This is a genomic window from Streptomyces sp. NBC_00597, from assembly GCF_041431095.1.
Taxonomy (GTDB): Bacteria; Actinomycetota; Actinomycetes; order Streptomycetales; family Streptomycetaceae; genus Streptomyces.
This window is the reverse complement of record NZ_CP107757.1, coordinates 4,771,810-4,791,720: the sequence shown is the minus strand read 5'-3', so window position 1 is coordinate 4,791,720 and position 19,911 is coordinate 4,771,810. Positions and strand designations below refer to the sequence as shown.

Annotated in this window: 19 protein-coding genes; 10 read left to right on the top strand and 9 right to left on the bottom strand. The window is 69.9% G+C overall.

Annotated features, from left to right (window positions below):
- Nucleotides 1-81 precede the first annotated feature (81 nt).
- Together OG974_RS21620 and OG974_RS21615 are read left to right on the top strand one after the other, a co-directional pair.
- Nucleotides 82-2,667, top strand: coding sequence for a transglycosylase domain-containing protein (locus OG974_RS21620; protein ID WP_327284306.1), 2,586 nt, complete (start codon nucleotides 82-84; stop codon nucleotides 2,665-2,667).
- Between the two features lie 87 nt (nucleotides 2,668-2,754).
- Complete coding sequence (locus OG974_RS21615; protein WP_371644147.1) at nucleotides 2,755-4,215, top strand: glycosyltransferase family 87 protein; 1,461 nt, start codon at nucleotides 2,755-2,757, stop codon at nucleotides 4,213-4,215.
- 28 nt (nucleotides 4,216-4,243) lie between these two features.
- On the opposite strand, the gene OG974_RS21610 is transcribed toward OG974_RS21615, so the two are convergent.
- The 3 genes from OG974_RS21610 to OG974_RS21600 all read right to left on the bottom strand — a co-directional run bounded on the left by OG974_RS21610 (nucleotide 4,244) and on the right by OG974_RS21600 (nucleotide 6,909).
- On the bottom strand, nucleotides 4,244-5,275 hold the full coding sequence (locus OG974_RS21610; RefSeq protein WP_327284304.1) for an alanine racemase: 1,032 nt from the start codon (nucleotides 5,273-5,275) through the stop codon (nucleotides 4,244-4,246).
- 70 nt (nucleotides 5,276-5,345) lie between these two features.
- Entirely contained in the window at nucleotides 5,346-6,464 is a 1,119-nt protein-coding gene (locus OG974_RS21605; protein WP_327284303.1) for a peptidoglycan bridge formation glycyltransferase FemA/FemB family protein, read from the bottom strand.
- A gap of 130 nt (nucleotides 6,465-6,594) precedes the next feature.
- Nucleotides 6,595-6,909: a hypothetical protein gene (locus tag OG974_RS21600; protein ID WP_327284302.1), complete on the bottom strand. Its 315-nt coding sequence runs from the start codon at nucleotides 6,907-6,909 to the stop codon at nucleotides 6,595-6,597.
- Between the two features lie 251 nt (nucleotides 6,910-7,160).
- On the opposite strand from OG974_RS21600, the gene rpsF reads away from it, so the two are divergent.
- The 4 genes from rpsF to rplI all read left to right on the top strand — a co-directional run bounded on the left by rpsF (nucleotide 7,161) and on the right by rplI (nucleotide 8,859).
- Entirely contained in the window at nucleotides 7,161-7,451 is a 291-nt protein-coding gene (rpsF, locus tag OG974_RS21595) for a 30S ribosomal protein S6 (RefSeq protein WP_004950685.1), read from the top strand.
- Nucleotides 7,452-7,523: 72 nt separating this feature from the next.
- On the top strand, nucleotides 7,524-8,114 hold the full coding sequence (locus OG974_RS21590; RefSeq protein ID WP_327284301.1) for a single-stranded DNA-binding protein: 591 nt from the start codon (nucleotides 7,524-7,526) through the stop codon (nucleotides 8,112-8,114).
- Between the two features lie 43 nt (nucleotides 8,115-8,157).
- A complete protein-coding gene (gene rpsR, locus OG974_RS21585) occupies nucleotides 8,158-8,394 on the top strand; it encodes a 30S ribosomal protein S18 (protein ID WP_005315025.1) in 237 nt (78 codons plus the stop codon).
- Nucleotides 8,395-8,412: 18 nt separating this feature from the next.
- The gene (gene rplI / locus OG974_RS21580; protein ID WP_327284300.1) at nucleotides 8,413-8,859 is read left to right on the top strand and encodes a 50S ribosomal protein L9; all 447 of its coding nucleotides are present in this window, start codon (nucleotides 8,413-8,415) and stop codon (nucleotides 8,857-8,859) included.
- Between the two features lie 146 nt (nucleotides 8,860-9,005).
- Here rplI and OG974_RS21575 read toward each other — a convergent pair whose 3' ends face one another.
- Nucleotides 9,006-10,343, bottom strand: a complete 1,338-nt coding sequence (locus tag OG974_RS21575; RefSeq protein ID WP_327284299.1) for an MATE family efflux transporter — start codon at nucleotides 10,341-10,343, stop codon at nucleotides 9,006-9,008.
- Nucleotides 10,344-10,796: 453 nt separating this feature from the next.
- On the opposite strand from OG974_RS21575, the gene dnaB reads away from it, so the two are divergent.
- Together dnaB and OG974_RS21565 are read left to right on the top strand one after the other, a co-directional pair.
- The gene (dnaB, locus tag OG974_RS21570) at nucleotides 10,797-12,260 is read left to right on the top strand and encodes a replicative DNA helicase (RefSeq protein ID WP_054227308.1); all 1,464 of its coding nucleotides are present in this window, start codon (nucleotides 10,797-10,799) and stop codon (nucleotides 12,258-12,260) included.
- A 9-nt stretch (nucleotides 12,261-12,269) separates the two neighbouring features.
- On the top strand, nucleotides 12,270-13,655 hold the full coding sequence (locus OG974_RS21565) for a serine hydrolase domain-containing protein (RefSeq protein ID WP_327284298.1): 1,386 nt from the start codon (nucleotides 12,270-12,272) through the stop codon (nucleotides 13,653-13,655).
- A 27-nt stretch (nucleotides 13,656-13,682) separates the two neighbouring features.
- On the opposite strand, the gene OG974_RS21560 is transcribed toward OG974_RS21565, so the two are convergent.
- The 3 genes from OG974_RS21560 to OG974_RS21550 are packed head-to-tail and all read right to left on the bottom strand — an operon-like array spanning nucleotide 13,683 to nucleotide 16,263.
- Entirely contained in the window at nucleotides 13,683-14,825 is a 1,143-nt protein-coding gene (locus tag OG974_RS21560; RefSeq protein ID WP_371644143.1) for a winged helix DNA-binding domain-containing protein, read from the bottom strand.
- A gap of 54 nt (nucleotides 14,826-14,879) precedes the next feature.
- Nucleotides 14,880-15,341, bottom strand: a complete 462-nt coding sequence (locus OG974_RS21555) for a GNAT family N-acetyltransferase (RefSeq protein WP_327284297.1) — start codon at nucleotides 15,339-15,341, stop codon at nucleotides 14,880-14,882.
- Between the two features lie 16 nt (nucleotides 15,342-15,357).
- The gene (locus OG974_RS21550) at nucleotides 15,358-16,263 is read right to left on the bottom strand and encodes a GNAT family N-acetyltransferase (RefSeq protein ID WP_371644141.1); all 906 of its coding nucleotides are present in this window, start codon (nucleotides 16,261-16,263) and stop codon (nucleotides 15,358-15,360) included.
- A 75-nt stretch (nucleotides 16,264-16,338) separates the two neighbouring features.
- On the opposite strand from OG974_RS21550, the gene OG974_RS21545 reads away from it, so the two are divergent.
- Together OG974_RS21545 and OG974_RS21540 are read left to right on the top strand one after the other, a co-directional pair.
- Nucleotides 16,339-16,989 (top strand): HAD-IB family phosphatase, encoded by a 651-nt coding sequence (locus OG974_RS21545; RefSeq protein WP_327284295.1) that lies wholly within the window; start codon nucleotides 16,339-16,341, stop codon nucleotides 16,987-16,989.
- A 141-nt stretch (nucleotides 16,990-17,130) separates the two neighbouring features.
- Complete coding sequence (locus OG974_RS21540; protein ID WP_327284294.1) at nucleotides 17,131-18,315, top strand: globin domain-containing protein; 1,185 nt, start codon at nucleotides 17,131-17,133, stop codon at nucleotides 18,313-18,315.
- A gap of 93 nt (nucleotides 18,316-18,408) precedes the next feature.
- Here the strand turns inward: OG974_RS21540 and OG974_RS21535 are convergent, their stop codons facing one another.
- Together OG974_RS21535 and OG974_RS21530 are read right to left on the bottom strand one after the other, a co-directional pair.
- Nucleotides 18,409-18,888: an NUDIX hydrolase gene (locus OG974_RS21535; protein WP_327284293.1), complete on the bottom strand. Its 480-nt coding sequence runs from the start codon at nucleotides 18,886-18,888 to the stop codon at nucleotides 18,409-18,411.
- Between the two features lie 74 nt (nucleotides 18,889-18,962).
- Nucleotides 18,963-19,868 carry a LysR family transcriptional regulator gene (locus OG974_RS21530; protein ID WP_327284292.1) on the bottom strand — a complete coding sequence of 302 codons (906 nt, stop codon included), beginning with the start codon at nucleotides 19,866-19,868 and terminating at the stop codon, nucleotides 18,963-18,965.
- Nucleotides 19,869-19,911: the final 43 nt, after the last annotated feature.

Below are 19,911 nucleotides of genomic sequence, written 5' to 3'. Positions count from 1 at the left end.
TCTGTGGGCCATGACAACGGGGGGAACCGGAATTAGCCTGCCGCTTCCAGGCCACTCGCCTGCCCGAGGAGTAGTCGTTCGATGAGCGAGCACCGCCGCAAACCGTCGCAGCCCGAGGGCGGTGGACGAGCCGCGGCCCGCCGGGCCGCCCAGCAGCGCCCTGGCCGGGGTGCCGGGCCCGCACGTGACGTACCCACGGCGTCACACAGCGGACCGTACGCAGAGCCGCCCGGCCATAGTGGTCGGACCGGTGCCCGCCGGGGCACTCCCAGCGGATCCGGAGGGCGTGGACGCGGTGCCGGCGGCGCCGGCCGCGGCTCGGGTCGCCCGGACAAGCGACTGATCAACTACCCGCGCTCGGACAAGCAGGGCTGGAAGCGGTTCCTGCCCTCCTGGAAGCTGGTCTGCGGCACGGCCCTCGGTTTCTTCGCCATCATCACGGCGGGCGCCGGCATCGGCATCGCCTCGGTGAACAAACCCGACCCGAACAAGGCGGCCCAGGCGCAGAACAACGTCTTCTACTGGGCGGACCACTCCCAGATGGTGGCCACCGGCGGTTCGATGAACCGGCAGATCGTGCCCATCGACAAGATCCCCAAGTCGATGCAGAACGCCGTGATCTCCGCGGAGAACGAGTCGTTCGAGACGGACAAGGGCGTCGACCCGATGGGCATCGCCCGCGCCGTGTGGAACATGGCCAAGGGCGGTTCCACCCAGGGCGGCTCGACCATCACCCAGCAGTACGTGAAGAACACGTACCTGGACTCCGACCAGACGCTGAAGCGCAAGGTCACCGAGCTCTTCATCTCGATAAAGCTGGGCGTGTCCGAGGAGAAGGACACGATCCTCGCGGGGTACCTCAACACCGCCTACTACGGCCGTGACGCCTACGGCATCCAGGCGGCCGCGCGGGCCTACTTCGGCAAGGACTGCAAGGACCTCTCGCCGTCCGAGAGCGCCTTCCTGGCCTCCGTGCTCAAGGGCCCCAACCTCTACAACCCGGACGGCGGCGTCGGTTCCGCCGCCACCCCCGAGAAGAACACCGAGCGGGCCAAGGAGCGCTGGGCCTGGGTCCTGGACCGCGAGGTCGCGGTCGGCCGGATGCAGAAGGCCGAGCGGGACCAGTTCACGGAGTTCCCGAAGATCGTCGATTCCGAGCAGGCCCGCAGCCTGTCCGGACAGACCGGCTACCTGGTCGACACGGCCAAGAAGTACGTGATGAAGGTCACGGGCCTCACGGCGGAAGAGATGGCCCGCGGCGGCTACCAGATCAAGACCACCTTCCAGAAGCCCAAGGTGGACGCCCTGGTCAAGGCCGTGGAGGACACCCGCAACGACTTCCTCGACGAGAAGGCCCGGCCCGAGTACGACACCTTCGTCCAGTTCGGCGCCGCCTCCGTGGACGTGAAGACCGGGGCGATCGTGGCCCTGTACGGCGGCCCGGGCATGGACAAGAAGTACTTCAGCAACAACGCCGACACGCTCGGCGTCCCGGTCGGCTCGACCTGGAAGCCGTACGTCCTGGCGGCCGCGATGCGGTACGGCACCCAGAACTCGCACGGCGAGGGCATTTCGGCCGACAGCAAGTACAACGCGAACGACCTGACCGTGATCAACAACCGCGACGGCAAGCCGCTGCGGGACGCCTCGGGCAAGCCGTTCAAGCAGAAGAACGAGAGCACCTACCCCTACGGATACGTGACCCTCAACGAGGCGATGGAGAAGTCCATCAACGTGCCGTTCGCGCAGCTCGTCTTCGACGTCGGCCACAGCAAGGTCCGGGAGATGGCCCAGTCCACGGGCATCCTCAAGGACTCGATGAACCCGAACGACGACGCCTCGTTCGCCCTCGGCACCTCGACCCCGAGCGCCATCCGCATGGCCGACTCCTACGCCACCTTCGCCGCCTCCGGCACCCACCGTGATCCCTTCTCGGTGACCAGCGTGGAGAAGGACGGCAAGGAGCTGCCCGGCTTCGGGGCCCCCAAGGAGCAGCGGGCGATGGACGACTCCATCGCCGACAACGTCACCAAGGTGCTGGAGAACGTCGTCGACAACGGCACCGGCACCAAGGTCAGGAAGCTCGGCTTCACCCGGCCCGCCGCCGGCAAGACCGGAACCACCGACCAGAACAAGTCGGCCTGGTTCGTCGGCTACACCCCGGAGCTGTCCACCTCGGTGGCCCTGTTCCGTAGCGACCCGAATTCGGCGGACAAGAAGCTGATCTCCATGAACGGCGTGGGCGGCGTCGACTCCATCCACGGTGGCGACATCCCGGCCGCGATCTGGACCGAGTACATGAAGGAAGCCCTCAAGGGCACCCCGGTCAAGGAGTTCCCGGAGGCCGACAAGATCGGCGTCACCGCGGACGCCTCCGGCGCCCCTTCTCCGTCTCCCTCCTTCTCCCCGTCGCCCTCCCCGTCGATGCCCTCGCCCTCGGCTAGCTCCTCTCCGCCGGTCTCCCCGAGCCCGTCGAAGGGCGGCAAGCCGACCTGCAAGCCGTGGGAGCTCTACTGCATCCCGGACAGCGGCGGCGGCACCAACAGCGGCAACACCAACGGTGGCCCCGGCGGCGGCTCCAGCGGATCACCGTCGCCCTCGCCGTCGGGCAGACCGGGCCGCCCGGGCGGCACCAGCTGGGGAGCCAGCATGGGGACCGCGGGCTGACCCGCCTCCCCCCTGCTCCCACGAGGGCCGTCGCACACGGTGCGGCGGCCCTCCCGCACGCCAGGCCCCGTACGGCAGGATGAGCGCATGACGAAGGTGCACGAGGACCGGCCCGTACTGCCCACCCAGCAGGACGAGGTCGCCGCGGCCGGCAGCGAGTTCCTCGGCGGCCCGATGGGCCGCTACGCCCGGCTGGGCGGCCACTGGCTGACCCCGGTCCGCGTCGTGGTCCTGGTCGCCCTGGGGATGTTCGCGCTCGGCATGGTGCAGAAACTGCCCTGCTACGACTGGGCGTGGTTCCGGGGAGCCGGCTCCCAGTACACCCACGCCTGCTACTCCGACATCCCGCACCTGTTCTCCGTACGCGGCTTCGCCGACGGGCTCACGCCCTACTTCGACCGCCTCCCCGGTGACATGGAGTACCTGGAGTACCCGGTGCTCACCGGGCTCTTCATGGAGGTGGCCTCCTGGCTCACCCCCGGCGGCGGTTCCATCCAGCACCGCGAGCAGATGTACTGGATGGTCAATGCGGGGATGCTGATGGCCTGTACCGCGGTCATCGCCGTGTGCGTCGTGCGCACCCACCACCGCCGGCCCTGGGACGCGCTGCTCTTCGCCCTCGCGCCCGCCTTCGCGCTCACCGCGACGATCAACTGGGACCTGCTGGCCATCGCCCTGACCGCCGCGGGGATGCTCATGTGGTCCCGCGGCCGGACCCTGCTCTTCGGCGTCTTCATCGGCCTGGCCACCGCCGCCAAGCTCTACCCCGTCCTGCTGCTCGGCGTGCTGTTCGTGTTGTGCTGGCGGACCGGGAAGTGGCGGGCGTTCGGCTCAGCCGCCCTCGGCGCGGCCGTCTCCTGGCTCGTGGTGAACCTGCCCGTCATGCTCCTCGCCTGGGACGGCTGGAAGAAGTTCTACACGTTCAGCCAAGAACGCCCGATCGACTTCGGCTCCGTGTGGCTGCTCATCTCCCAGCGTTCCGGGAACCCCCTGCACGACGCGAACATCTACGCGACGGGCCTGACGCTGCTGCTGTGCGCGGGCATCGGGGTGCTCACGCTGACCGCCCCGCGCCGCCCCCGCTTCGCCCAGCTGGCGTTCCTGGTCGTGGCCGCCTTCATCCTGGCCAACAAGGTCTACTCGCCGCAGTACGTGCTGTGGCTCATCCCGCTGGCGGCGCTGGCCCGGCCGCGCTGGCGGGACTTCCTGATCTGGCAGGCCGGCGAGGTCGTGTACTTCCTCGGGATCTGGCTGTACCTCGCCTACACGACCAGCGGGGACAAGCACCAGGGCCTGCCCGTGGAGGGATACCAGCTGGCGATCACCGCCCACCTGTTGGCGACCCTCTACCTGTGCGCGGTCGTCGTCCGCGACATCCTGCTGCCCGAGCGGGACGTCGTGCGCCGCGACGGATCCGACGACCCGTCCGGTGGTGTCCTGGACGGGGCCGAGGACGTGTTCGTGCTGTCGGACGCCGCGAGGGCGCCGCAGGATGCGGCGCCCTCGCAGGGACAGCGGGTCGAGTGGGGCACGGCCCCCAGGGGCTGACCGGTCCCCCTCAACGACCGGGTGGGTTTCAGGCGTCGAGCACCCGGTCGAACTGCGTGGTGGTGTGGCGCAGGTGCGCCACCAGCTCGTCGCCGACCTTCGGCTCGGGGGAGTCCGACGGCACGAACAGGATCGAGACCTGCATGTGCGGGGGCTCCGCGAACCAGCGCTGCTTGCCCGCCCACACGAAGGGCGAAAGGTTCCGGTTCACGGTGGCCAGACCGGCCCGGGCCACGCCCTTGGCACGCGGCATCACGCCGTGCAGGGCCTTGGGAGCCTCCAGACCCACCCCGTGCGAGGTGCCGCCCGCGACCACGACCAGCCACCCGTCGGAGGCGGCCTTCTGCTGGCGGTAGCCGAACCGGTCACCCTTCGCGACGCGCGTGACGTCCAGGACGGCGCCCCGGTACTCGGTCGCCTCGTGGTCGCCCAGCCACAGCCGGGTGCCGATCCGCGCCCGGAAACGGGTCTGCGGGAACTGCTGCTGGAGCCGGGCCAGTTCCTGGGCCCGCAGGTGGCTGACGAACATGGTGTGCAGCGGCAGCCGGGCCGCGCGCAGCCGGTCCATCCAGCCGATGACCTCCTCGACGGCGTCCGAGCCGTCCGGGCGGTCCAGCGGCAGGTGCAGGGCGAAGCCCTCCAGCCGCACGTCCTCGATCGCCGCGTGCAGCTGGCCCAGGTCCTGCTCGGAGATGCCGTGGCGGCGCATCGAACTCATGCACTCGATGACCACGCGGGCGCCGACCAGGCCGCGGACCCCGTCCAGGGAGGACACCGAGCGGATCACCCGGTCCGGCAGCGGCACCGGCTCCTCACCCCGCCGGAACGGGGTGAGGACGAGCAGGTCGCCGCCGAAGAGGTCCTTGATGCTGGCGGCCTCGTACGTGGTCCCGACGGCCAGCACGTCGGCGCCCAGCCGGGTCGCCTCCTCGCACAACCGCTCGTGGCCGAAGCCGTAGCCGTTGCCCTTGCAGACCGGAATCATCCCCGGGAACTGGTCCTGGATCTGCTTCTGGTGCGCACGCCAGCGCGCGGTGTCGACGTAGAGCGTGAGCGCCATGCCCGTCCGGAGCCTCTCTCGAAAAAGCTGCCTGTGCAGCGATGCGTTGTGTGGGGGGTGCAGCAGCAGGTCAGCGACGCGACATGTAGATGTCGAGCGCCTTGTGCAGCATCTTGTTGAGCGGGAAGTCCCATTCGCCGACGTACTCGACGGCCTCGCCGCCCGTACCGACCTTGAACTGGATGAGGCCGAACAGGTGGTCGTTCTCGTCCAGCGTGTCACTGATGCCGCGCAGGTCGTAGACGCTGGCGCCGAGCGCGTACGAGTCGCGCAGCATGCGCCACTGCATCGCGTTCGACGGCCGGACCTCGCGCTTGTGGTTCGCGGAGGCGCCGTACGAGTACCAGACGTGCTGGCCGACGGTGAGCATCGTGGCGGCGGCCAGCGGCTCCCCCTCGTGCTTCGCGATGTACAGCCGCATCCGGTTCGGGTCCTCGGAGTTGAGGGCCGTCCACTGGCGCTGGAAGTAGCTGAGCGGGCGCGGGCGGAACTTGTCGCGCTCGGCCGTGATCTCGTACAGCTCCTGCCAGACCGGCAGGTCCTCGTAGGTGCCCTGGACGACCTCGACGCCGGCCTTCTCGGCCTTCTTGATGTTGCGGCGCCACAGCTGGTTGAAGCCCTTGAGGACGTCGTCCAGCGAGCGGTTGGCGAGCGGCACCTGGAAGACGTAGCGGGGCTGCACGTCGCCGAAGCCGGCGCCGCCGTCCTCGCCCTGCTGCCAGCCCATGCGGCGCAGCTTGTCGGACACCTCGAAGGCGCGGGGCTCGATGTGCGAGGCCTCCACGTCGCGCAGGCGCTTGACCTCAGGGTCCTGGATTCCGGCCTTGATGGCGGCGGCGTTCCAGCGGCGGATGACGACGGGCGGACCCATCTTCACGGTGAACGCGCCCTGACGCTTGAGGTGGGCCAGCATCGGCTGGAGCCACTCCTCCAGGTTCGGCGCGTACCAGTTGATGACAGGGCCCTCGGGAAGGTAGGCGAGGTACCGCTTCACCTTCGGCAGCTGGCGGTACAACACGAGGGCGGCGCCGACCAGTTCGTCGTTCTGGTCGAACCAACCGAGGTTCTCGGAGCGCCACTCGTTCTTCACGTCGGCCCACGCCGGGACCTGGCAGTGGCTAGCCGAGGGCAGGCTCTGGAGATATCCCAGATGCTGCTCTCGGCTGATGGTCCTCAGGGACAGGCTCATGCGGGGCGTCTCCTCGGCGGCTTCGCTGGCTATGGCGCGAAGCCTACTGCGACAAGGGCGCCACCCATCTGGGGGACGGGCCGTGCCCGGGCCGGTGAGAGGCCGGCGCCCTGTCGCCGAGGTGCCCCGGTCAGCCCGCCCAGCCGCCGAAGAGACCGCCGTGCGCCATGCCGAGGTAGAAGCCCACGGCCGAGGCGCCAAGCCCGATGATCAGTGCGAAGCGCTCGCGTGTCGTCTCCGAGATGAACTGTCCGTACGCGCCGGTCAGGATGCCGACGAGCCCGGTCCACGAGCTGATCAGGTGCAGATTGTCGAAGAATCCCGTGACGAACGCCACGAGGCCGAGGACCACCGTGGCCACCATCAGGGCGTCCTGCAGCGGGTGGGGCTTGCCGTCGGTCGCGAAGAGCGAGATGGAGGACTGGGGTCGCATTGCCTGTGCCATCGGAAGGCACCTCCTGGCTGACGCAGAGCGGTGCTGCGGGGTCGCCGCCGGCAGGAGCCGGGGGCATAGCACCGAGCACACCCGATGAATACAGAGTGTGGCCTCTTCCTGCCGGATTTCAACCGGAAGGAGTCGAGCAGGTAGTCTGTACGGTCTGCGCGGTGTCTGCTCTCGGACGCCGTGCGTACGCATCACGACCCTCCTGCCACGGAACGACCGTGGCCGCTGAGTCCAAAGGAGGTGGGTTCCACATGCGTCACTACGAAGTGATGGTCATCCTCGACCCCGATCTTGAGGAGCGCGCTGTCTCCCCGTTGATCGAGAACTTCCTTTCCGTCGTCCGTGAGGGCAACGGAAAGGTCGAGAAGGTCGACACCTGGGGCCGTCGTCGTCTCGCTTACGAGATCAAGAAGAAGCCCGAGGGCATCTACTCGGTCATCGACCTTCAGGCCGAGCCTGCGGTCGTCAAGGAGCTTGACCGACAGATGAACCTGAACGAGTCGGTTCTCCGGACCAAGGTCCTTCGCCCCGAGACCCACTGAACTTCGGTTCAGCGGTAATCGGGACCGAGTAGCACAGCAGCCCAGCAGCAATTCCCGCCGAGAGGTTCATCCATGGCAGGCGAGACCGTCATCACGGTCGTCGGCAATCTCGTCGACGACCCCGAGCTGCGCTTCACCCCCTCGGGTGCGGCGGTCGCGAAGTTCCGTGTCGCGTCCACCCCCCGCACCTTCGACCGTCAGACCAACGAGTGGAAGGACGGCGAGAGCCTGTTCCTGACCTGCTCGGTGTGGCGGCAGGCGGCGGAGAACGTCGCCGAGTCCCTTCAGCGAGGCATGCGCGTGATCGTGCAGGGCCGGCTGAGGCAGCGGTCGTACGAGGACCGTGAGGGTGTCAAGCGCACGGTCTACGAGCTGGACGTCGAGGAAGTCGGCCCCAGCCTGAAGAACGCCACGGCCAAGGTCGCCAAGACCACCGGTCGCGGTGGCCAGGGTGGATACGGCGGCGGCCAGCAGCAGGGTGGCGGCGGTGGCTGGGGCGGAGCCCCCAGCGGCGGCGCCCCGCAGGGCGGCGGAGCTCCCTCCGACGACCCGTGGGCGTCCAGCGCGCCGGCCGGCGGCCAGCAGCAGCAGGGCGGCGGGGGCGGCTGGGGCGGAAGCTCCGGCGGTTCCAACGGTGGCTACTCGGACGAGCCCCCCTTCTAGGGAAGCTCGCATCCCCACTTCTTGATCACACAGGAGAGACACAATGGCGAAGCCGCCTGTGCGCAAGCCTAAGAAGAAGGTCTGCGCGTTCTGCAAGGACAAGACCGCGTACGTGGACTACAAGGACACGAACATGCTGCGGAAGTTCATTTCCGACCGCGGCAAGATCCGTGCCCGCCGCGTCACCGGCAACTGCACGCAGCACCAGCGTGACGTCGCCACGGCCGTGAAGAACAGCCGTGAGATGGCACTGCTGCCCTACACGTCCACCGCGCGATAAGGAAAGGGTGACCGACTAATGAAGATCATCCTGACCCACGAGGTTTCTGGCCTCGGTGCCGCCGGCGATGTCGTCGACGTCAAGGACGGTTACGCTCGCAACTACCTGGTCCCGCGTGGTTTCGCGATCCGCTGGACCAAGGGTGGCGAGAAGGACGTGGCGCAGATCCGCCGCGCCCGCAAGATCCACGAGATCGCGACCATCGAGCAGGCCAACGAGATCAAGGCCAAGCTCGAAGGCACGAAGGTCCGTCTGGCCACCCGCTCGGGTGACGCCGGCCGTCTCTTCGGCTCCGTGACCCCGGCCGACATCGCCACGGCGATCGAGGCTTCCGGTGGTCCGAAGGTCGACAAGCGCCGCGTCGAGCTGGCTGCCCCGATCAAGACCCTCGGTTCGTACCAGGTCTCCGTGCGTCTGCACGCTGAGGTCGCCGCGAACGTGGGCGTCGAGGTTGTCGCCGCCTAAGTGCTGCACGCGAAGGGCCGCACCCCTCTGGGGTGCGGCCCTTCGTCGTTGTCGGGGATCGCCGGGCGACGTTTCACGTGAAACGTCCTGAGGGGCGTTCTCTGTTTCACGTGAAACATGGCCTCGCGGATCAGCGGATCAGCGGATCAGCGGGTCGCTCCCGCGACCAGCCACCGGCCGGAGCGGGCACGTAGCTGGAGCGTGGCCATCCGGACCAGCATCATCAGTGTCATGGCCCACCAGAGCGTGGTCAGGCCGCCGCCTACGGTCGGGACGAGCAGGGCGGCCGGAGTGAACACGGCGAGCGTCAGGAGCATCGCCCAGGCCAGGTACCGGCCGTCTCCGGCGCCCATCAGGACCCCGTCGAGCACGAAGACGATGCCGGACACCGGCTGGGAAAGGGCCACGACCAGCAGGGCGGGCAGCAGGGCGTCCTCGACCGCAGGGTCGCTGGTGAACAAGGGGATGAACAGGGGGCGGGCCGCGATCACGAGGGCGCCCAGGACGATTCCCGAGACGATGCCCCACTGGACCATGCGGCGGCAGACGGCTTTGGCGCCCTCGGTGTCGTCGGCGCCGAGGTAGCGGCCGATGATGGCCTGCCCGGCGATGGCGATCGCGTCGAGGGCGAAGGCGAGCAGGCTCCACAGGGAGAGCAGGATCTGGTGGGCGGCGATTTCCGCGTCGCCGAGTCGCGCTGCCACGGCGGTCGCGATGATCAGGACGGCGCGCAAGGACAGGGTGCGCACGAGAAGCGGTACGCCGGCCTGGGCGCAGGCCCGGATGCCGGTGGCGTCGGGGCGCAAGGAGGCCCCGTGCTTACGTGCACCACGGACGACCACGACGAGGTAGACACCGGCCATGGCGCACTGGGCGATCACCGTGCCCCAGGCGGAGCCGGCGATCCCGAAGCCGACGCCGTAGACGAGGACGCCGTTCAGGCCCGCGTTGAGGGCGAAGCCTCCGACGGCGACGTAGAGCGGGGTACGGGTGTCCTGGAGCCCGCGGAGGACGCCGGTGGCGGCGAGGACCATCAACATGGCCGGGATGCCCAGGGCCGAGATCCGCAGATAGGTGACCGCGTGGGGGGCGACGGTGTCGGACGCCCCGAAGAGGGAGATCAGCCAGGGCGCGGTCGGCAGAACGAAGGCGACGACCGCGGCGCCGATCAGGAGGGCGAGCCAGATGCCGTCCATGCCCTGACGGATCGCGGCCGGGAGGTCGCCCGCGCCGACCCGGCGGGAGACGGCCGCGGTGGTGGCGTAGGCGAGGAAGACGAAGACGCTGACGGCGGTGGTGAGGAGGGCGGCGGCGATGCCGAGTCCTGCCAGCTGGGGGGTGCCGAGGTGTCCCACGATGGCACTGTCAGCCATCACGAACAGGGGCTCGGCGACGAGCGCGCCGAACGCCGGCACGGCGAGTGCGAGGATCTCGCGGTCGTGCCGTCTCGGGGCACCCTTCAGCGGGGCGAGGGCCTGTGTCATGGCGCTCAATCTAATCTTCCACAGGTAATAGATGCAACAGTCTTTGGAGGCTTACCGATGAGTTGACTTGCGCGTTCTCGGCACCCCGTTTGAGGCGATCTCGGGACCAGGGCCAAGAATTTTCTCCCCCACAGCCCGTGGAGGAAGAATTTGCAGGTCAGGTGGGGTGTGTGGGTAGGGCAGGTGATTTTGTCCACAGCACCGTCCCCCGGTCCGTGCACAGCTTCCGGCGAGTTACCCACAGCATTGGGTCGGTCATCCACATCTCATCCACACAGCCTGTGGATAACAAGATTGGCTGACGTCGCTCTCGGCCCTACCGTTGTGCGTTGCCCGACTTGCCGACTGCGGATTCGGGTGTCCCAAATGTCAGAGCCGTGTCGTAGAAAGAGTGGCACGGCGAGGTCCGCGTTGCGGACGGGAGGAGGCGGCCCGGTGAGTATGCCCGAGCCCATGGACGACCCCTGGGCCGACAGCGGTCCGGGTGACCGTCTGCCCGCCCGTTCGCGCCGTAACAGCGACAACCGCGGCCGCGGGGACGAACAGCACGACCGGGGCCGCGAGGGCGGCTCCTGGGACGGCGGGGGCGGCGGCTTCGAGCGCGTCCCGCCGCAGGACCTCGATGCCGAGCAGTCGGTGCTCGGCGGCATGCTGCTGTCCAAGGACGCCATCGCGGACGTCGTCGAGGTCATCAAGGGTCATGACTTCTACCGGCCCTCGCACGAGACGATCTACCAGGCGATCCTCGATCTGTACGCGAAGGGCGAGCCGGCCGACCCGATCACGGTCGGCGCCGAGCTGACCCGCCGCGGCGAGATCAGCAAGGTCGGCGGGGCCTCGTACCTGCACACGCTCGTCCAGTCGGTGCCCACCGCGGCGAACGCCGAGTACTACGCGGAGATCGTCCACGAGCGGGCCGTGCTGCGCCGTCTCGTCGCAGCCGGTACGAAGATCACGCAGATGGGATACGCGGCCGACGGCGACGTCGACGAGATCGTCAACAGCGCCCAGGCCGAGATCTACGCCGTCACCGAACAGCGGACCTCCGAGGACTACCTGCCGCTGGGCGACATCATGGAGGGCGCACTCGACGAGATCGAGGCCATCGGCTCGCGCAGCGGCCAGATGTCGGGCGTACCGACCGGCTTCACGGACCTCGATTCGCTGACCAACGGCCTGCACCCCGGCCAGATGATCGTCATCGCGGCCCGCCCCGCCATGGGTAAGTCCACCCTCGCGCTCGACTTCGCCCGGGCCTGTTCCATCAAGAGCAACTTGCCGAGCGTGATCTTCTCCCTCGAAATGGGCCGCAACGAGATCGCGATGCGCCTCCTGTCGGCGGAAGCCCGGGTGGCCCTGCACCACATGCGCTCCGGCACCATGACGGACGACGACTGGACGCGGCTCGCCCGCCGGATGCCGGACGTCTCCGCCGCCCCGCTCTACATCGACGACTCGCCGAACCTGTCGATGATGGAGATCCGGGCGAAGTGTCGGCGCCTCAAGCAGCGCAACGACCTCTCGCTCGTGGTCATCGACTACCTCCAGCTGATGCAGTCGGGCGGCTCGCGCCGTCCCGAGAGCCGCCAGCAGGAGGTCTCGGACATGTCCCGAAACCTCAAGCTGCTGGCCAAGGAGCTTGAGGTGCCGGTGATCGCGCTGTCCCAGCTGAACCGTGGTCCCGAGCAGCGCACCGACAAGAAGCCGATGGTCTCCGACCTGCGTGAGTCGGGCTCGATCGAGCAGGACGCCGACATGGTGATCCTGCTGCACCGCGAGGACGCGTACGAGAAGGAGTCGCCCCGCGCGGGCGAGGCGGACCTGATCGTGGCGAAGCACCGTAACGGCCCCACGGCGACGATCACGGTCGCCTTCCAGGGCCACTATTCGCGGTTCGTGGACATGGCCAACACGTAGCATCCGATCATGGATGCCGTATCTGAAGATCGGGAACTGTTCCCTGCCACCCGGCGTGCGCTGAGGCACCGGATCGCCGTCGCGCAGAGCGAAGGAAGGGCGCCGTCGGTGGTGGCGGCCGTGGCCCGCGGCGGCGAGCTGGTCTGGGAGGGCTCCCGGACGTCCGTCGAGGGGCACGGGCCCGACGGGAACGTGCAGTACCGGATCGGGTCGATCAGCAAGACCTTCACCGCCGTCGTGGTGATGCGCCTGCGGGACGAGGGCCTGCTGCGCCTTGAGGACCCTCTGGAGCAGCACCTGCCGGGGACGGGCGTCGGCGAAGTGACCATCGCCCAGCTGCTGGCCCATACCGGTGGGTTGGCGGCGGAGACGCCGGGCGAATGGTGGGAGCGCACGCCCGGGGCGCTGCGGCCCGAGCTCGCGGACGTGCTGGGCGAGGAGCCGTACCGGTTCCGGCCCGGCAGGCGGCACCACTACTCCAACCCGGGCTACACGCTGCTGGGTTCGCTCGTGGAGGCCGTACGGGGCAAGCCGTGGGAAGAGGTGCTCCGGGCCGAGGTGCTGGAGCCGCTCGCGCTCGACCGTACGACGGCGCAGCCGCAGGCTCCGCACGCCGGCGGTTGGGCGGTGCACCCGTGGGCCGACGTGATGATGCCCGAGCCGCTGGAGGACCTGGGGCTGATGGCTGCAGCCGGACAACTCTGGTCCACGACCAGTGACTTGGCCCGGTTCGCGATGTTCCTCGCCCGGGGTGACGAGCGGGTGCTGAGCGCGGAGTCGGTACGGGAGATGCGGACGCCGGCCGCACCGCCGGAGCCCGGTCTCGCCGAGCTCGGCTACGGGCTCGGCATGCAGCTGATGGACGACCGGGGGCGCAGGCTCACGGGTCACAGCGGCTCGCTGCCGGGGTTCGTCGCGGGCCTGTGGCTGAGCGAGGCGGACGACGTGGCGGCCGTGGTGCTGGCGAACTGCACGTCGGGGCTGCCCGCCTCGGCGGTGGCCGCGGACCTGGTGGCGATCGTCGCGGAAGCGGAGCCGCCGTTCCCGCAGCCGTGGCGGCCGTTCCGGGAGGCCGACCCGGTCGCCCTGGAGCTGTGCGGCCCCTGGTACTGGGGCACGTCGGCGCAGGCGGTGCGGTTGAAGGCGGACGGGCTGCTGGAGCTCGCGCCCATGGGCGCGATGGGTCGGTCGGCCCGGTTCCGGGCACAGCCCGACGGCAGTTGGACCGGGGTCTGCGGCTACTACGCGGGAGAGACACTGCGGGCGGTCCGCCGTGAGGACGGTTCGGTGAGCCATCTCGACCTGGGCTCGTTCGTGTTCACGAGGGAGCCGTACGACGCGCAGGCTCCCGTGCCCGGCGGGGTGGACCCGCAGGGCTGGCGCGGCATCGGCTGAGGCCGTCTTCCGAATCGAGCGACCGGTTCAGGCGACCAGTTCGCGTTCGAGCGGGGTGCGGAAGCGCGGGGTGATCCGGGTGCCGCCCACCCATGGGGCGAGGCGGGCGACCTCGGCGGCGATGGCCGTCTCGGCGGCGCGGCCGGGGTCGCCCAGCAGCCGCCAGACGATCTCGCCGTTCCACCAGACCGTGGGTCCGATGTTGCCGGCGTAGTCGAAGAGGGCGAGCCGGTGCGCGGGGTCGAGGTGGAAGCCCCGATCGGCCCAGCCGATGCCGCTGGGGTCCAGGCCGGGCAGCAGCGCGGCCCAGGGTTCGGGGGCGGGTTCGGGAGCAGTGTCGCCGGGGCCGACGAGGGCGGTGCCGCCGTCGTCGAGGCGGACCTGGGCGGGGCCGACGGCGGTGAGGGCCTTGCGGACGGCGGTGAGGGTCCAGCCCGTCCACCACTTGAGGTCCGCCTCCGTGGCCGGGCCGTAGGCGTGCAGCCAGCGGCGGGCGATCTCGGCGCGGGCCTCGGCCGGTGGTACGGCGGTCCATGACTCGGTGTGCACCCAGCGGAACTGGCTGGAGGTCCATGACCCGCGCGGCCGGTCGCGGCGGATCCGGCCGTCGGCGGCCAGGAGGAGCCGGATGACACGGGTGGCGACACCGGTCTCGGTCTCGTACTTCTTGCCTTGGCCGACGGTGATCTTCTCGCGCAGTGCGGGCACCGCCGCGGAGAGCTGGCTGCCGGTGCACGGGCCGTGGGCATCGCGGGCGACGAGCGCGGCGGCCTCGGTCCGGGCCAGCCAGTCGGCGTCCAGGCCCTGATCGTCCTCCTGGAGGTGCTTGAGGAAGGTGCGGCGCTCCTTGGCGGCGATGCTCCGGGCGGTGGAGGAGTCCACGTACGGGGCGAGTTCGGCGGAGACGACGAAGAGCGTGTTGCGCATGCTGAGCAGCCGGACCACGGAGACGTCCTCGTAGAGGGCCTGTTCGACGGTGGCGGGTCCGCCTTCCGCGAGCCGGGCGCGGGCGGAGAGGAACAGAGCGGCGGCGTCGGTGGCGCGTAGCGCGACGACGGCGTCCGCAGCCTCCGAGACCGAGGCGGCACGGGCCGAGGGAGCCAGGCGGTGTCTGCGTCCGAGCCGGTGGCGGCGCTCGGCGGTGGTGACGAGGGGGAGGCTGGGGCTCATCCTCCCGATCGTAGGCCGGGCCACCGACGCGGGCCCGGCCTGCCGTACGGGGGATCAGAGGGAGAGTTTGAACCCGACGTGGGAAGCGGTGAACCCGAGTCGCTCGTAGAAGCGGTGGGCGTCGGCGCGGGTCACGTCCGAGGTGAGCTGGACGAGTTGGCAGTTCTCGCGGCGGGATCGGTCGATCGCCCATTGGATGAACAGGGTCCCCAGGCCGCCGCCCCGCTCGTCGGCATGGACCCGGACGCCTTCGATGATCGAACGGGTGGCTCCCTTGCGGGACAGCCCGGGAACGATGGTGAGTTGGAGGGTGCCCACGACGCGGCCTTCGCGGACGGCGACGACCACGTGTTGGTGCGGGTCGGCCGTCAGACGTTTGAACGCCGCGATGTAGGGGGTGAGGTCGTCGGGGGATTCGCGGGTGGCGCCGAGGGGGTCGTCCGCGAGCATGGCGACGATGGCGGGCAGGTCCTCCTCGGTGGCGGGGCGGATCTCCGGCTGGTCGGGGTCGGTCATCGCGACGCTGCCCTACTCAGCCCGCGGCCACGGTGAGCGGAGCCCAGCGGCGGGTCCAGTCGCCGGGGAGGGCGGGGATGTTGCGGGTCATGACGGCGTTGAACGCCACGGAGTCGAGTCCGCGGTCCTTGAGCCAGGTGAGGAGCTCCTCGTGGCGTACGTCGATGTCGGTTCGCAGCGGCCGGTCGGTGACGGCGGCGAGCGCGGTGACGAGTGCCTGGGCGCCGGCGGTGTCCCGGGCGATCAGCGGCCCGATCACATGGGTCTCCATGTTGGGCCAGATCGCGGCGTAGCCGACGAGCTCGCCCCGGCCGTCCTCCGCGACCAGCAGCCGGTCCGCAAAAGCGGGAAGCCGGGCGATCATGTGGGTCCGGTCGGTGCCGAAGACCTCGGTGTCGAGTCGGACGATCCGTGGGATGTCCTCGCCGGCCGCGGGCCGGACCGCCACGGAGGGCGCCTCCGAGTCAGTGGGCTCGCCCCGGAAAGTACCGCGGAGCATTTCGGCCCGACCCGTGGTGTCGAAGCCGAGCCCCTCGTAGAGGGGGCGGCCGTGGGGAGTGGCGTGGAGGGTGAGGGGGACTCCCTTGAGGACGTCGTCGCAGACGTACGTCATCAGGTGGCGGCCCAGGCCCTGGCGGGCATAGCGCTCGGCGACGAGGACCATGCCGATGGCGGCCAGCTCCGGGCCGGCGTGGGTGTGTCCGTACGAGGTGACGACGCAGGCGGCGGCGAGCCCGTGGCCGTCGGGGGCATCGATGCCGTAGCCGTTGCCGGCGGCGAGAAGCAGTCCCCACTTGTGGTCCTCGCGCGGCCACCCGCGGTCTTCGGACAGGTCGGCGCATGAGCGGAGATCGTCCACGGTCAGCGCCCGAATCGGGAGGTCGGTGAGGTGTGGTGGTGTCACGGGCCCAGACTGGATCATCAGTCGGGTGGGCGTCCAGAGGATTTGGGGGGTGGATGTTTCACGTGAAACATCCCACGGGCTAGCCTCCCTGCCATGACCCTCCTGCACCTCTTCGATCTCGACGGGACGCTGATGTACGGCTCGGCGGCGCCGGCAGAGATCTCCCGACAGCTCGGCCTGCACACGGAGATCGCCGAGTTGGAGCGGGCGTTCGGCGCGCGGGAGATGGGGCCGCACGAGTTCTCGGTGGCGGCGCATGCATTGTGGGCGGGGCTGACGCCCGCGCACGTCCGGGCAGCGTTCGAGGGTGCCCCGTGGCTGTCGGGGATTCGCGAGGTGTGGCGGGAGATCAGGGAGCGCGGGGACTACTGCGCGGTGATCTCGCTGTCGCCGTCGTTCTTCGTCGAGCTGCTGCTGGAGTGGGGCGCACATGCCGCCCATGGCTCCGTCTTCCCCGAGGTGCCCTTCACCCGGCCTGTGGAGGCGGCCGGAATCTTGACTCCCGAGGGCAAGGTCACGGTGGCGGACCGGCTGTGTGCCCAGTTCGGGGTGGGCCGGGCCGACTGTGTCGCGTACGGGGATTCGGTGACCGACTCGGTGCTCTTCGAAGCCGTTGCGGTGTCGGTGGCGGTGAACGCGCGGCCTTACCTGGCGGAGCGGGCGACGCATGTCTACGAGGGCCGCGACCTGAGAGAGGCCTACCGGCTCGTGGGGGCGCCGCGCCCGGAAGTCCAGGCATCTTAAGGGGACGGTGGGTTCGAAACGCGGATTTTCCGCGTTTCCCCCGCGGGCGGTTGGGGCGGCTGGCAGGCTTTGAGGCCCGGAACCACGGATTCGAAAGCCGTGGAGTGCTTACCGACCGAGATGTTCGAAGCGAGGCACCGCATGGACGCTCCGCCCACCAGATCGGCCAGACGGACGGCCCGGATACCGTCCGGGGGCGGTGCGGCCGAGCCCTCCCCCGATGCCCTGCTCATCCGCCGGACCCTCGAAGAGGTCGGACCCGTCGCCGATCGGGTGACCTCGTACTTCTACGCCCTGGTGTTCACCGGGCATCCGGAGGTGCGGGGCATGTTCCCGGCCGCCATGGACGTGCAACGCGACCGACTGCTGAAAGCTCTGCTGACCGCCGCCGAGAACATCGACAACCCGGACGTGCTCGTCCCGTACCTGCGCAGGCTGGGCACCGGCCACCGCAAGTACGGCACGATGGCCGGGCACTATCCGGTGGTGGGCGAGGCGCTGATCGGTGCGCTGGCCCGGTACGCGGAACGGACCTGGGGGCCGGAGACACAGGCCGCGTGGGTGCGTGCCTACACCGTGATGTCCCAGATCATGATCGACGCGGCGGCCGAGGACGAGGTGAAGAGCCCCGCGTGGTGGCACGCGGAGGTGGTTTCGCACGACCTGCGCACCCCGGACATCGCGGTGCTGACGGTCCGCCCCGACCAGCCGTACGCCTTTCTCGCGGGCCAGTACACGAGCCTGGAGACGCCCTGGTGGCCCCGGGTGTGGCGGCACTACTCGTTCGCTTCGGCGCCGCGCGGCGACGGGCTGTTGTCCTTCCACGTCAAGGCCGTTCCGGCGGGCTGGGTCTCCAACGCGCTGGTGCGGCACGCCCGGCCCGGCGACGTGCTGCGGCTCGGGCCGCCGGCCGGGTCGATGGTGGTGGACCACACCACGGACAACGGGATGCTGTGCCTGGGCGGCGGCACCGGCATCGCCCCGATCAAGGCACTGATCGAGGACGTGGCGGAGCACGGTGAGCGCCGCCCGGTGGAGGTGTTCTTCGGGGCGCGCAGCGACGGCGACCTGTACGACAAGGACACTCTGCTGGGCCTGCAGCGCTCGCACCCGTGGCTGTCGGTGCGCCCGGTGGTCTGCGAGGGCCTGGCGGGGCAGCTGCCCCAAGCGGTCGGCGAGCACGGGCCGTGGAGCTCGTACGACGCCTTCATCTCGGGGCCGCCCGCGATGATCCGCAGCGGTGTGAACGAGCTCAAGCGGATCGGGATCCCCGGGGAACGGATCCGCTTCGACGCGTTGGAGGAGCTGGCCGGCGTGGCGGGCTGACACCCGGGCCGGCCGGCGACCGGGACTTCGAGGGACCCGGACGTCCGGAGACCGGGACTTCGAGGGACCCGGGCCGAGTGGCCCGGGCCGGGATCAGCCCAGGTCGGGGGCGTGCATGGCGCGCACACCCTCGATGTTGCCGTCGAGGTAGTGCCGCAGGGACAGCGGGACGAGATGGACGGCGGCGATGCCGACGCGGCTGAAGGGTACGCGGACGATCTCGTACTCGCCCTCGGGCTCGTCGACTTCGGGACCGTGCCGCTGGCTGGGGTCCATGGATTCGAGATGGCAGACGAAGAAGTGCTGCACCTTCACTCCGGTCACCCCTCCGTCGGCGATGTGCTCGACGGTGTCGACGAAGCAGGGCACCACATCGGTGATCTTCGCGCCGAGTTCTTCGTGGAGCTCTCTGTGGAGGGCGTCGACGACAGTGGCGTCCGAGGACTCCACTCCCCCGCCGGGGGTGAGCCAGTACGGATCGACGCCGGGCTTGGTGCGTTTGATGAGGATCAGGTCGCCACCGTCGAGCAGGATCGCGCGGGCGGTGCGTTTGACCACGGGACGTTCGGTCATGGGAGAAGAGTGGCCCAGACGCGGGTGTCTGAAACGCGTGTCGGGGAAACGCTCCGCACACCGGAAGCGGAGGCTCACCAGTGTGCCGCGGCGTGCAGCAGCCGCTCGTGCGCACGGGCGAGGTGGGCGAGGGCGAGACTGCCGGCCCGCACGACGAGGAACCAGGTCCGCAGCGGCGGTACGGGCGGCTCCAGCAGGGCGACGATCTGCCCGCGGTCGAGGGCGTCCTGGCACAGGTACCGAGGCAGGACGGCGAGTCCGGCGCCGGCCCGGACGCATTCCAGTACGGCCCGGAGATCCGGGGCGACGACGGTGGCGGCATCGGGCCGGGTGCCGGGCCGGGTCTCGAAGACCGCGGCCCAGTAGCGGGCGACGAGCGGCAGCGTCTCGTGGACCTCGACGAGCGGAATGCCGTCGAAGGCGGCGGGGCCGGACTCGCGCAGCCGGTCGGGATCGACGAGGGCCGCCCAGTAGGGCGCGGCGACCAGGACGTGCTCCTCGTCGCACAGGGCGGTCGTGCTGAAGAGTCCGCCGCGCGGCCGGGCGGTGGTGACGACGAGGTCGTGGTGGCCGGCGGCGAGCCCGTCGAGGACTTCCTCGGCGCCGGCCTGGAGGACGGTGCGCAAGGTGTGGCCCTGACCGACGAGCGGTGCGAGGGCGGGCAGGACGCGCAGGCACAGGAACTCGGGGGGACCGGCCACGTGCAGGGTGCGCAACGCGCCGGCGGCCTCCCGCTCCGCCTCGGTGATCCGCAGCAGGGCGTCGAGGTGCGGGGCGGCCTTGTGGGCGAGCTCGTCGCCGACGGCGGTGGGGGTGACGCCGCGGGCCCTGCGGTGGAACAGGGGCCGCCCCAGCTGGCGTTCGAGGGTGCGGATCTGTGAGGTGACGGCGGGCTGGGACAGCCCGAGGAGCGCGGCGGCGCGGGTGAACGAGCCCGCCCGGTGCACGGCGACGAAGGTGCGCAGCAGGGCCAGGTCCATGAGGGCCCCTCTCGGTGGGGGCCTTCAACTATAAATATGCCGA

What these genes read in the sequence shown, in the direction of transcription:
- OG974_RS21555 (WP_327284297.1), bottom strand. Translation starts at nt 15,341, where the DNA reads ATGACCGACCCCGACCAGCCGGAGATCCGCCCCGCCACCGAGGAGGAC.
- OG974_RS21590 (WP_327284301.1), top strand. Translation starts at nt 7,524, where the DNA reads ATGGCAGGCGAGACCGTCATCACGGTCGTCGGCAATCTCGTCGACGAC.
- OG974_RS21540 (WP_327284294.1), top strand. Translation starts at nt 17,131, where the DNA reads ATGGACGCTCCGCCCACCAGATCGGCCAGACGGACGGCCCGGATACCG.
- rpsR (WP_005315025.1), top strand. Translation starts at nt 8,158, where the DNA reads ATGGCGAAGCCGCCTGTGCGCAAGCCTAAGAAGAAGGTCTGCGCGTTC.
- OG974_RS21565 (WP_327284298.1), top strand. Translation starts at nt 12,270, where the DNA reads ATGGATGCCGTATCTGAAGATCGGGAACTGTTCCCTGCCACCCGGCGT.
- OG974_RS21615 (WP_371644147.1), top strand. Translation starts at nt 2,755, where the DNA reads ATGACGAAGGTGCACGAGGACCGGCCCGTACTGCCCACCCAGCAGGAC.
- OG974_RS21620 (WP_327284306.1), top strand. Translation starts at nt 82, where the DNA reads ATGAGCGAGCACCGCCGCAAACCGTCGCAGCCCGAGGGCGGTGGACGA.
- dnaB (WP_054227308.1), top strand. Translation starts at nt 10,797, where the DNA reads ATGGACGACCCCTGGGCCGACAGCGGTCCGGGTGACCGTCTGCCCGCC.
- OG974_RS21575 (WP_327284299.1), bottom strand. Translation starts at nt 10,343, where the DNA reads ATGACACAGGCCCTCGCCCCGCTGAAGGGTGCCCCGAGACGGCACGAC.
- OG974_RS21560 (WP_371644143.1), bottom strand. Translation starts at nt 14,825, where the DNA reads ATGAGCCCCAGCCTCCCCCTCGTCACCACCGCCGAGCGCCGCCACCGG.
- OG974_RS21530 (WP_327284292.1), bottom strand. Translation starts at nt 19,868, where the DNA reads ATGGACCTGGCCCTGCTGCGCACCTTCGTCGCCGTGCACCGGGCGGGC.
- OG974_RS21605 (WP_327284303.1), bottom strand. Translation starts at nt 6,464, where the DNA reads ATGAGCCTGTCCCTGAGGACCATCAGCCGAGAGCAGCATCTGGGATAT.
- OG974_RS21600 (WP_327284302.1), bottom strand. Translation starts at nt 6,909, where the DNA reads ATGGCACAGGCAATGCGACCCCAGTCCTCCATCTCGCTCTTCGCGACC.
- OG974_RS21550 (WP_371644141.1), bottom strand. Translation starts at nt 16,263, where the DNA reads ATGATCCAGTCTGGGCCCGTGACACCACCACACCTCACCGACCTCCCG.
- OG974_RS21610 (WP_327284304.1), bottom strand. Translation starts at nt 5,275, where the DNA reads ATGGCGCTCACGCTCTACGTCGACACCGCGCGCTGGCGTGCGCACCAG.
- rplI (WP_327284300.1), top strand. Translation starts at nt 8,413, where the DNA reads ATGAAGATCATCCTGACCCACGAGGTTTCTGGCCTCGGTGCCGCCGGC.
- OG974_RS21545 (WP_327284295.1), top strand. Translation starts at nt 16,339, where the DNA reads ATGACCCTCCTGCACCTCTTCGATCTCGACGGGACGCTGATGTACGGC.
- OG974_RS21535 (WP_327284293.1), bottom strand. Translation starts at nt 18,888, where the DNA reads ATGACCGAACGTCCCGTGGTCAAACGCACCGCCCGCGCGATCCTGCTC.
- rpsF (WP_004950685.1), top strand. Translation starts at nt 7,161, where the DNA reads ATGCGTCACTACGAAGTGATGGTCATCCTCGACCCCGATCTTGAGGAG.